The 11697-nt window shown below is 37.1% G+C and carries 8 protein-coding genes; 5 read left to right on the plus strand and 3 right to left on the minus strand.

Annotated features, from left to right (window positions below; translation table 11 throughout):
• Window positions 1–34 precede the first annotated feature (34 nt).
• The 4 genes from PFY10_11515 to PFY10_11530 are packed head-to-tail and all read left to right on the plus strand — an operon-like array spanning window position 35 to window position 4648.
• Window positions 35–835 (plus strand): DUF3324 domain-containing protein, encoded by an 801-nt coding sequence (locus PFY10_11515; protein ID WBV54874.1) that lies wholly within the window; start codon window positions 35–37, stop codon window positions 833–835.
• Window positions 828–3584: a hypothetical protein gene (locus PFY10_11520; GenBank protein WBV54875.1), complete on the plus strand. Its 2757-nt coding sequence runs from the start codon at window positions 828–830 to the stop codon at window positions 3582–3584. The genes PFY10_11515 and PFY10_11520 overlap by 8 nt, the downstream gene beginning before the upstream one ends.
• Complete coding sequence (locus PFY10_11525) at window positions 3581–4111, plus strand: hypothetical protein (GenBank protein ID WBV54876.1); 531 nt, start codon at window positions 3581–3583, stop codon at window positions 4109–4111. The genes PFY10_11520 and PFY10_11525 overlap by 4 nt, the downstream gene beginning before the upstream one ends.
• Window positions 4112–4132: 21 nt before the next feature.
• Window positions 4133–4648, plus strand: coding sequence for a hypothetical protein (locus PFY10_11530; protein ID WBV54877.1), 516 nt, complete (start codon window positions 4133–4135; stop codon window positions 4646–4648).
• 55 nt (window positions 4649–4703) lie between these two features.
• On the opposite strand, the gene PFY10_11535 is transcribed toward PFY10_11530, so the two are convergent.
• From PFY10_11535 to PFY10_11545, 3 genes are all read right to left on the minus strand, one after another.
• Window positions 4704–6605 carry a SusD/RagB family nutrient-binding outer membrane lipoprotein gene (locus PFY10_11535; protein WBV54878.1) on the minus strand — a complete coding sequence of 634 codons (1902 nt, stop codon included), beginning with the start codon at window positions 6603–6605 and terminating at the stop codon, window positions 4704–4706.
• Between the two features lie 10 nt (window positions 6606–6615).
• The gene (locus PFY10_11540) at window positions 6616–9516 is read right to left on the minus strand and encodes a SusC/RagA family TonB-linked outer membrane protein (GenBank protein WBV54879.1); all 2901 of its coding nucleotides are present in this window, start codon (window positions 9514–9516) and stop codon (window positions 6616–6618) included.
• Window positions 9517–9740: 224 nt separating this feature from the next.
• Window positions 9741–10334, minus strand: coding sequence for a PadR family transcriptional regulator (locus tag PFY10_11545; GenBank protein ID WBV54880.1), 594 nt, complete (start codon window positions 10332–10334; stop codon window positions 9741–9743).
• 251 nt (window positions 10335–10585) lie between these two features.
• Here PFY10_11545 and PFY10_11550 point away from each other — a divergent pair, with 251 nt between their 5' ends.
• The gene (locus tag PFY10_11550) at window positions 10586–11668 is read left to right on the plus strand and encodes a cupin domain-containing protein (protein ID WBV54881.1); all 1083 of its coding nucleotides are present in this window, start codon (window positions 10586–10588) and stop codon (window positions 11666–11668) included.
• Window positions 11669–11697: the final 29 nt, after the last annotated feature.

The raw sequence follows: 11697 nt of genomic DNA on the forward strand, positions 1-11697 counted from the left end.
TTGCATGATCTTCAACTTAAAATTTTTAATAAGAATGACAAAGCGAATCTTTCTTCTTACTTTCCTGATCTTACCTTACCTATTTTTGCATGCCGGTATCGTTGTGCTTAATGGGCTTTCGCATAATTACAAGGTAGAAAACGGACAGATTTACAAAGGAAAAATAGCCTTGCAAAACACCGGTGACAAACCTCAAAATGTGAAAATATTTTTACAGGACTTCAGTTACCAGTCAAATGGTTCTATCTACTATACAACTCCGCATACGAATGAAAGGACCAATACGGATTGGATAAGGCTTAATACAACCTTTCTTACTTTAAAGGCTAAAGAAAAAACAGAGGTCTTTTATGAAATTACCGTTCCTAATCAATTAAATTCTCCCGGTAGTTACTGGAGTGTTGTCATCGTTGAACCTGTAGATGAAATAAAACCGAGTGATAGTAAGCAGGGAATTAATATTACTTCTGTTGTAAGGTATGCCATCCAGATCATAACTGATTTTGATTCCGAAAAGGTAAAACCAGATCTAAAGTTTGAAAATATTAAAGTTGAAAAAGAAGAGGGCAGACAAGTATTAAAAATTGCCATCGCCAACCAGGGAGCAATCTATTGCAGATCAACGGCTTCCGTTGAGATATACAACCGAAAGAACGGTGAGAAAATAGGAACATTTTCATCACAGGCAATGGGACTATTACCGCAAACCTCCAAATCCTTTCCTATTGATATCAGTAAAATGCCTCCCGATAAATATACTGCAGTCATCATTGCAACAGATGAAGATGAAAACGCATTTGCTATTAATGTGGAACTAGAAGTAAAAAATGACTAGAAATTGGGCCTTATATCTTTTCATACTATTCCCAGTACTTATTTTTTCACAAAAACAATCCAGAGAAATTGTCAATAAAAAAGATAGTATACTACCGGGAACGGCTTCTTCTATTTCTTTTTCCCTGGAAAATACGACTTCTCAGAATAAGGTTTATGATATTGTCATTGAAACTTCAAATCAATACATTATTCCCATTTTAAAGAAGAATCAAGTTTCAATTGCAGGCGACGAAACTTACCTATATCTGGTTCCATTGCGTATAGCCACAGAAACACCGCAGGGAAAATATACCATAACATTACGAGGTTTGGGAAGTGATAAAACCGATCAATTTATTAAAACGGCAGAAATAAATGTTCTCCCGGTCAGAAAGCTTTCAGTAACGGCAATCAATTCTCCGGAATTCGTAAAAGCAGGTGAAACCATCACCTCCTCTTTTCTACTTAAAAACAGTGGAAATGTTACTGAAAAACTGATCCTGGAAAGTAAAAATGCCGTGGTAAATCACGATGCAACTCTCCTTTTACCTCCAGGCGAAGCAAAAGTAATCAACATCAGTAAGGTCACAAATCCGGATCTGGGTAAAAATGAATATCAAAATCTTAACCTGTCCGTGTATTCAGTGGATCATCCGGCAGAAACCCAAACGGCTTACAGCAGTACGAAAATTATTTCTGTTAAACCTGATGAAGATGATATATACCATCGTTTACCGGTTTCCGCCTCGATGGCTTTTATTGGAATGAAAAACAGAGGAGAATACCACGATGGCTTCCAGGGTGAATTGTATGGTAAAGGAACGCTGGATAAAGAAAATAAAGGGACATTGGAATTTCACGCTGTAACTTCCAACCCGGTTGAATTCAATTCCTTCACCCAATATGAGGAATATTTTATTAACTACAGACGGGATGAATTTTTCGTTCATCTGGGAGACAAGACCTATTCTTCCTCTTATCTTACCGAGTATGCACGATATGGCCGTGGAGCTGAAATTCGTTATAATTTCAAAAAGGTCAGTATCGGAGGATTTTACAATCACCCTAGATTTTTCCGGGATATCAAAGATGAATTCAATGTATATTCCACATTCAGGCTTCATAAAGAATCTGAAATTACAGCAGGTTATTTGTACAAGATTCCAAGACCCGGTGAAACAAGTTTAAGTTTCAGTGGTCTGAGATTAGATTCTAACGCTCACCTTCCCTATGCTACCGGAAAATTCAAACTGAATAAAAATCTTGATGTTTCCGGTGAAGTAGCCTATAGCAAAACAGATCGAATGGAAGGAAATGCCTACATGGTTCAGCTTCTTGCCAGCTACACGAAAATCAACGGAAATCTGATGTATATGAAATCAAGTCCTGATTTTGCAGGATATTTCAGCAATACAAGCACATTTAACGGTAACGTCCAGTATAAGATCTCCTCCAGGCTCAATGCATTTGCCAATTATGTTCAGGATGCCCGAAATTTTCAAAGAGATACTTTGTTTTTAGCAGCTCCTTACAGAAATTATTTTCAATATGGAATAAGCTACAGGTATCTTAAAAATGGTTCTATCATGTTATACAACGGATATCAGAAATATAAAGATCGTCTTGAACCGAGACAGTTTGACTATTATGAAAGATTCGTAAGGGTAAGTATTGATCAGCAGATTGGTATTTTTCAGGTCAATCTTCAGGGGCAATTTGGAAAGACAGATAATTACCTGAGTGGATTTACGGGAAATTCCAGCTTTTACACTGTAAATCTGGCTTTTGAAAAGCTGAAAACCTCCTTCAATGTATTTGGAAGTTACGCAATAACTTCCCGGTATCAGTTACAAGACCAGGAACAGATATACTATGGTGCCCGTGTCATAAGTAGATTTTCACCGAAAACAAATCTTAGTATTTTCTATCAGAATAACTATATCCCTGAAGAATATTTTAATGACCGCAACCTTTTTGAGGTCTTATTTCATCAGCAGATTTTTCCGGGCCATGAATTTGATGTATCAGGTAGATATGCTTTGCAGAGAGGACAATTAGGAAACAAAGATTTTATTTTTTCATTACGATACACCTGGCGTCTGAATATGCCGGTACAAAAAACTGCAGAGTACACAACACTATCTGGAAATATCGGAAATCTGGGAGTTAAAAAAGTGGAGGGCATAAGACTTACTATGGGAAATCATTTATCCATTACAGATAAAAACGGAAATTTCATTTTTAAAAATATAAATCCGGGAGACTATATTTTAGAAATCGACCGTTCAACCACTGACATTAATGATATTCCGGATATCAGCCTTCCTGCTACCGTATTGTTAACAAATAAAGAGAATATATTTAATTTTGGTTTAACTACTGCTGCCGCTATTCAGGGAGTTATTCAATTTAAGGAAACTACGGATCCCAATCAGCTCAGTTTTGCTCAGTTCCAGCTTAAGAAAGAGAAAAAAAGAAAAGAAAGCATCATTATTGAAGCTTCCAATGGAGACCAGACCTATCGTAAAATAGCTTATATAGGAGAAAATTTCGATTTCACCTATTTACGCCCGGGAGATTGGGACATTAAGTTGTATAGAAATGGCCTTGACAAACGCTACAAAATATCAATGGATACTTTTCATTTTACCTTACATCCTTCTGAAACAAAATCCCTTGTTATTGATGTCGTAAAGCAGCAAACCGAAATTAAGTATCAAAAAGAAAGCATAAAAGTAGGATATAATACCATAAAAAAACAAAAATGAGATCACTATCAGCCTTATTTTATGTGATATTTATTTCAATAATTTCAATATCTGGCAAAGCTTTTTCCCAGATCTCAGTTGCTGCGACATTACCTATTGTAACATTATTGGATATCGAACCTGCAGGAAATATCACATTAAGTTTTGTAGCCCCTACTGAAGCAGGCCTACCTTTGGTAAATCCAGCAGTAAATACAACAAAATGGATCAACTATACTTCGGCCATCGCTGCTGGTGGCCTCACAAGGAGAGTCACAGCATCTGTTAACCAGGTAATTCCCGGAATCAATATAAGATTACAAGCTGCTACTGCATCCGGCTCGGGTGGAGGCACATTGGGTACTCCAGCTGCACAGGTAACCTTAACCACAACAGCAGTTAATATCATTACAGGCATAGGAGGTGCATTTACCGGAAACGGAGCTAACAATGGACACAGACTAAGCATTAGCTTAGTTCCCAGTACTTATGGAAACATAACGAGTACCAATACTCCGGTAGTCATTACCTATACCATCACCGAATAAAAAAAAGAAATGGAATACAATATGAATTTTTTAAAGAAAGGAAAACACGCTATAAGTAGTCTGTGTGTTTTTTTATTAATCATATTGACGGGCTCTGCTCATGCACAATCTTTAACGGTAGGTGGCAGCAACTGGACCGTAAGCATCCCTCCTATCACTGAAGCAGGAACAAATTATGCCGGAACGTATGAAAGTGCAACCAATCAAATTCTTCTGGCTGCAAGTGTCCCTTTATTACTTGGTACGGCTAAGGTAACGGTACGCTATATACCGGATCCCACATGGAATAATTCTCTGGTTTTAAATATAAGGAGAACAGGTAACGGAACCACAGTTTGCGTATTATGCTCCATCACCGGAGGTACAACTTACCAGGCTATTACCCAAGCTGATCTTGAATTATTCAGAATTACTGCTGTATTAGCTCTTGCCTCATATAGCAATATTCCTCTTCAATTGGAATTAACAGGAGTATCTGTAACAATTCCGGCTGCAACTTATAACGCAAGGATAGTTTTTACAATAGGACCGATATAATTCAAATAAAAATCCCTGCTCAAGGTCTGAACAGGGATAAAAAGAATTATTTTTATTAGTGTTTTGCCCACCATAGCGGAGTCAGTATAGCATCTTCTGCCCCTAAAAGCTGTACAGCTTTCTGATAACCATCGGGATCCGAATTACGGAAACTGCTTGGATACCTTAGTCTCTGAGGAAAATTCTTAATTGAATTGGTCATATAATTACCTGTTGTAATAGCTGGTAAGTTAACTAAGGGAGTTTCCACAGCCGGATTTTCAAAAAACGGCAATCCCAGCCTTCGGTGGTCATTCCATGATTCAAGCGGAAGCCACGGCATGTTAGCCAAATACTTTTGCGTAATGATTTTAGTTAATTTATCATTTTTAAATGCTCCATTTTTGTATATCGTATTAACAGGATAGTTAACAGAGACTGAGACCAAATTATTGGTCGCCGGATCTTTGTACTTCATTGTGTGTGTTGCTCCAGGTTCCGAAATATGACTGTATGCAACAGAAGTTCCGTCACGGTTATAATCGGTAGAAGCAATATACTGTCCGTAAAATTGAGAAACCCCATTATAAGTAAAGCTATCCTGGATCCCTTTGTTATAGGCGGCTTCATCGCTCATTGGAGTTGACCATCCTTTCAAAGAAGCTTCTGCAATCAGGAAATAAGATTCCCAGCTCGCAAAAAATATCCTGGAATTAGCGCTTTCCCTGTATTGCTTACCCAACGCCGGTGCACGGCCAATTAATCCTCGTAATCCATTCCTTTGTCCTTTTTCGGCCCAGTTTCCAATAGTAAATGCATTCCAGGTATTGACTGCATTTACAGTAATGGTCGTATTATCTGAAAATTTCAGTTCTCCATAATTGGTTTTCGCATCGTTGGTATAAGTAGGATAAAGAGAATAAATAGGATTGTTGAAATCACCGGGAATGTAAAATGTTTTGTATGCCCTAGGATCCATTTTGTTCGGAATTCCATCCAGCCAATATCCTGCGGATGGATCATTAGTAAGTTTTGTGAACTGCTCATCATATCTTATTCCAATATAATCTTCGTCCCGTATTGCACTATGCTTATCAGCGCTAAGTTGATCTGCAGAATTTATACCTCCTAATCCAACATATAGATTGTTAAGAGTAGCAGATAATAACTGTGAATTCCATTCACGCGACATCACACCGGTAAGAGCATCCCATCCCGGCTTTTCCGCGACACTAAAATTTTCGGTACTTACACTTATAAAATTATTAGTTGCCACAGCCGCCTCAAATTCTGATTTTGCCTTAACCGGATCTACTTCAGAAATTCTCATTGCTATTCTCATGCGAAGCGAATTGGCATATTTAACCCATAAATTCCATTTTAATTTATAGGCAAGATCATATTTTGAGATATTGTCCGCAGGCACCGGCTGATTAAGATCGATTTTGCCCACAGCATCTTTTAATTCCTCCAGGATATAGTAATATACTTCTTTTTCAGAATTAAAATCAGGATTAACTGCCTGAAATGCCTGGATCGGCTGAGGTCCGAAATTATCCGAAAACTCACTCATTAGATAGGCTCTCCATATACGGGCAACCTGAATCAAATTGTCATAATGAGGCAGTCCCTGACCCTTAGCTTTCTTTTCATTGGCAATTTGAATCGTAGCATTGGCATTATTCAGCCATTGTGAGATATACTTCCAATATTCCACACTCCACGCATCATTATCCGTACCGCCGGCTATACCCGTACTGAGATGCTGCCTTGCTGCTGTTTTCCAGTATAACACAAAAACTCTTTCTGCAATATTGGGATCTTGCTGTGCTCCTAAGATTGAACTGTTTAAAAAATATTCAGGCTGCACCTGATCAATATTGGCAGATAACGGATCTGTATTAATTTCTTCAAAATCTTTACATCCTGAAAATGCTACAAAAATTAATACGAGAAGTGTAATTATATATTTTTTCATGGGTATTGTATTAAAATCCTAAGGTTATGGTAAATAAATATGATCTCATGGTCGGAAAGGCAAGGTTTTCAAAACCTACCGCATTTGAACTTATAGCGAACACTGATTCGGGGTCAATTCCCTTTGCCTTACTATAGATCATCCAAACATTATTTGCTGTGAATGCCACTTTAGCGCTTTTTATCACAAACTTTTCAAACATTGTCTTTGGAAAGTTATAAGAAACCTGAATATTTCTTAGTCGTATGTTCGTTGCATCATAAATATTCTGTTCTGTAATACCTAAATTTCCTGTGGTAACCGCTTCCCAGTAATTCTGCTGTGTAATCTCTTTAGTGTTGGCTGTAAAACCTCCATTATTTCCGGCAACGACTCCGTCCACTACAAAATTATCGCGTTTTCCGCCAGGTGCAGTATCTTTCGCTAAACCTGATTTTTGCAATGCTAATTGTGTTCCTGAGAAAAATTCTCCACCGATACGCCCGTCAATCTGAAAGGAAAGGCCAAAATTTTTGTAAACAAAACTATTGGTAAAACCAAATAATGCTTTAGGAGACTGATTTCCCAAATAGAAAAGACCGGTTTCCTTTTGAGGCGCACCATTTCCATCTACGATCAGTTTACCAAAATAAGGACTGCTTGTATCTTCAACCCTCTTAAATTTGGAGCCGTATATAGCACCATATCTTCTTCCAACCTCTGCGAATATGCTTACATCATCAAATCCGCCAAGCGAATATTTAGTAACCTCTCCATCGATCTTATCAATTCTGCTTGTCATTTGGGAAAAGTTGATATTTGTATTCCATGTAAAATCCTGTTTTTTAACAATATCCGTATTGAATACTACTTCAATTCCCTGATTCTGCAGGCCTCCTGCATTGATCTTTTTTTTCTCATACCCTGAAAGAGGATTCATTGGCAGGTTGATCAGCTGATCAGTTGCTTTGGTATTGTAATAACTGACATCCAGTGAAATCCGGTTAAATAATCGCAGATCCAGACCAACTTCAAATGTTTTAAGCTTTTCATTCCTTAAGTTCGGATCATATAAAATCTTTTTCCGATCTGCTGTTACGTTTCCGTTAGGATCTTTTTTAACTTCAAAAGTATTGTAGAGTTCATAAGCTTCCAACGAGTTTCCAGTTACAGCATAAGAAGCTCTTACTTTAGCAAAAGATAAAAATTTGAGCTTGGTCCCGTTTATTTTTGTAAGCATATCGGTAATAACCAATGAAGTACTTATTGAAGGATAAAAATAAGAGCGGTTTTCTACCGTAAGCGTTGATGACCAATCATTCCTTGCTGTAGCATTAATAAACCAATATCCATCATAATTTATTTCTGCTGCTGCAAAAGCTGAGTTGATTTTTTTATTTAAAATAACTTCCCGTATGTCGGGATTACCTACAGAATTATTGATATTAAAAAAGTTGGGAGAAGTCAGATTGGGAGCTGAAAGATAGATCGCATTTGTCCTTGTTTCCATCATTTGTCCATATATAGATAAGGAACCACCCCATTTTCCAATAATATTGTCCTTTTTGGCATTCAAACTCGTTATATAATTATTCTCATAAAACTTTTCCTGGCTTGTATTATAAGAATTATTCAGCCTGGATCCCGTCCATGTTTTCGCATTGGCATCCAAAGAATAAAAGTCCGTTCCTAAGCGAACATCCGCACTCAGCCAGTCATTGAATTGATATTTAAGATAGCCACTTAGCAAGAAGCGGTCTTTTTTATCTTCATTCAACCTATTGTAAGAAGCCCAATAAGGATTAACTCCGTTATTTGTTATCCATCTCTGCGTAACGTTATTCTCGGTCATTCCTTCTTTGTAATCTCTTATATCAATATTCCTCGGCATTAATAAGACACTACCATAAGTATTATTATCCAAACCTCCATTAGGACGATTATTTGCCTTGGTACTTATATACTGGATTTTCACATCAGTTGTCCATCTCTTTTGTGCCCCGAAATTAGAATTCATTTTAGCCATAAAATTCCATCTTTCATACTTCGAGTTGGGAACCTGACTATTGTCGTATAAATAATTTCCGGAAGTATATAAGTTTGTTCCCTCGCCCAGGTTTTCCTGAAAACTTATTGTATGTTGGACACTCGTACCTGTCCTGAAAAAACCTTTAAGGTTATCATAGACTTTCATATCTGTTCCATCGATCTGAGGTCCCCAGCTGTTTGTATTATCAAGATTACTTGGTAGATTTGGAAGTCCGTTGCTTCCCTGAGCAAAGTTACTTTGCAAGTCGGGCTTCATAAATATCTTTTCAAAACCTAAACTTGTGGAGTACGTGATGCCAACTCCTCCTTTCTTTTTGCCGGATTTCGTTGTGATGAGAATAACCCCGTTTCCAGCTCTTGCACCATATAATGCCGACGCAGCTCCTCCTTTAAGAACAGAAATAGTTTCGATATCGTCAGGGTTAATATCACTTAAACCATTTCCCATATCAGTATCCGGGTTCCACAAATCATTATTCTTTGCCCCGTCCTGGCTCCTGCCTTTTACTCCGGCTGAATTATTAATGGGAATACCATCCACGACAATTAAAGGCTGGCTATCTCCTTCAAAGGAATTGAATCCCCTGATATTGATTCTGGAAGATGAAGCTGGTCCAAATCCGCCCTTTACAACCTGAAGTCCCGCCACCTTACCTGTTAGTGCATTGGTGACATTGTTTTCCTTAGCGTCTACTAAAGCCTGTCCTTTAACATCCTGGAAAGAATATCCCAGAGATTTCTTCTCTTTTTTCACACCATATGCAGTAACAACTACTTCATCAATTTTTGAAGTTTTAATTGAATCTGTAGATTGTGCATAAAGCCCATTGAAACAAAAGAATACAGATTGTAGTAGACCAATCCTAAATAGTGTTTTATTCATATTATATTAATGTGATGTGACACAAACATAATATTTTAATACTATTTAACAAAGTAGCAAAATCTAAAAAGAGGAATTAATGTATAAATTTGAATCTAACACATTTATATTCAAATCAAAAAAATGACGACAAAGTGAAATATTCCACTATATTTTAACCGGAATATCGTGTTTCTGTTGCATTATAACAATTAGGAAAATCAGAATATTTACCTAACAGGCTTTTACAAATCATTTTCTGAAAAAAAAGAATAGGCAAATTGTCTGATTCGTTTTGCCTGTTCAACCTCAAACCTTGCCTTGGCAGCAATTTCCCCATAAGCAAAAGCACGCGCCATCTGAATTTTTTTAAACTTCTCTTTTGGAGTAGATTCCGATCTCATTTTCATCAGCTTGTACTCATTGGTTTGTATTTTATAGGTAGCTTCTTCAAGCTGGCGTGCTCTTTTTTCAAATTTTTCAATATGTTTATCTATCACAGAAAGTGCCTGTTCTAAAGTACACTTTTCCATGTAAGAAGACCAAAGTAAAAAAGGCTCCCGAATGGGGATATATTGAATATCATCCTGAATCCAATCATCAAGCTCTTTTCGACCGGTGTCGGTAAGGGTATACTGCTCCACATTCATTTTTTCTCCCCTGATACTATTTTCAGTTTCTACCAGGTTGTTCTCTTTCATACTTTTAAGAGCATTATAAATCTGGCTAGCTGTAGCACTCCAAAACGGAACTACTGAAGTACTCAAATTTTGAGCAATTTCGTAACCTGTCATAGGGGCTATTTCCAACATAGACATAATGATGTGTTTGGTCGACATACAGATGTTTTATACAAATATACTCATTACAATTCTATTTTTTCATCAACCTCAAAATATTACTTTAAATACTATTTAAAAATAATAATACAAAAAGAATGCATTATCAAAATATTTAAATTTATTCAAATTTAATTTGGAATATTCATTTATTTATATCTAAATTTAACATCATCATATTATTTACATCATAAAAGCAATAATCCATATTTTGCAAAAACAAAGTAAAATAATATCATAAATACTATATTATGAAAGAAAAAGCAGCGTTATACTCCAAACTAAAAGAACAAAATCTAGTTCCTCTTTGGCTTGTCGAGCAAGATGTATTACCGCTACGGCCTAATCCGGCTGCAATCCCCTGGCTTTGGAAATGGGATCAACTTTATGAACTGGCAGCAACTTCCGGAAAGCTCGTAAATCTTGAAGAAGGAGGGGACCGACGTGCTTTAGGATTAAGCAATCCAGGGCTTAATGGAAAACCTTATGCCACTGAAACTTTATGGATGGCATTACAATGGTTAAATGGTAAAGAGATCGCTCCTCCACACCGCCATATTTCACAGGCCTCAAGATTCATTATCCGAAGCGAGGGTTCTTATAGTACAGTTGAAGGAAATAGAATCTTTTTGGAAAGAGGAGATTATGTACTTAATCCCCCCATGCTGTGGCACGATCATGGCTCTACCAATGATAAACATGCGATCTGGTTAGACGCTTTAGACATTCCGCTTACCAACTATCTCAATGCCAATTTTTTTGAATCCTACCATTTGGATCAACAGGAAATAACCAAAAAAATGAATGCGTCTGTACTGAAGCATGGCAATGGTAATTACCGTCCTTTATGGGAACCTTCTAATAATGAATATCCTCCGGTATCAGTTTTTAAATGGAAAGACACCCTAAAAGCACTTAATGATCTTAAAGAAGCAGATGAAGCGAGTCCTTATGATGATGTTGCCCTGGAATACGTCAATTCATTCAATGGAAAGGCAGTCATGAAAACCTTTGGTGCATCAATACAAATGATCCGTCCTAAAGTACATACCAAAGCCCATCGTCATGTTTCCAGCAATGTATACTATGTTTTTGAAGGAAATGGCTATTCAGTGATAGATGGGGTACAATTTAACTGGTCGGAAGGGGATTTCTTTGTGATTCCTACCTGGGCCTATCATGAACATTGTAACATTTCAGAGGATTCTGATGCAATCCTATTCTCCGTAAATGATACCCCGCTGATGCAGACACTCGATAAATACAGAGAAGAACCTTATCTCGAAAATGATGGTTATCAAACCGTTCGCGAAGTCTTTAAAAGTCCTCTCTAATTCTTCTAATCAATTTAAAATTTTAAAAT

Source organism: Chryseobacterium daecheongense, assembly GCA_027920525.1.
Taxonomy (GTDB): Bacteria; Bacteroidota; Bacteroidia; order Flavobacteriales; family Weeksellaceae; genus Chryseobacterium; species Chryseobacterium proteolyticum.

Bases quoted from the DNA above. Each gene is read 5' to 3' on its own strand.
- PFY10_11515 (WBV54874.1), top strand. From the start codon at position 35: ATGACAAAGCGAATCTTTCTTCTTACTTTCCTGATCTTACCTTACCTA.
- PFY10_11520 (WBV54875.1), top strand. From the start codon at position 828: ATGACTAGAAATTGGGCCTTATATCTTTTCATACTATTCCCAGTACTT.
- PFY10_11525 (WBV54876.1), top strand. From the start codon at position 3,581: ATGAGATCACTATCAGCCTTATTTTATGTGATATTTATTTCAATAATT.
- PFY10_11530 (WBV54877.1), top strand. From the start codon at position 4,133: ATGAATTTTTTAAAGAAAGGAAAACACGCTATAAGTAGTCTGTGTGTT.
- PFY10_11535 (WBV54878.1), bottom strand. From the start codon at position 6,605: ATGAAAAAATATATAATTACACTTCTCGTATTAATTTTTGTAGCATTT.
- PFY10_11540 (WBV54879.1), bottom strand. From the start codon at position 9,516: ATGAATAAAACACTATTTAGGATTGGTCTACTACAATCTGTATTCTTT.
- PFY10_11545 (WBV54880.1), bottom strand. From the start codon at position 10,334: ATGTCGACCAAACACATCATTATGTCTATGTTGGAAATAGCCCCTATG.
- PFY10_11550 (WBV54881.1), top strand. From the start codon at position 10,586: ATGAAAGAAAAAGCAGCGTTATACTCCAAACTAAAAGAACAAAATCTA.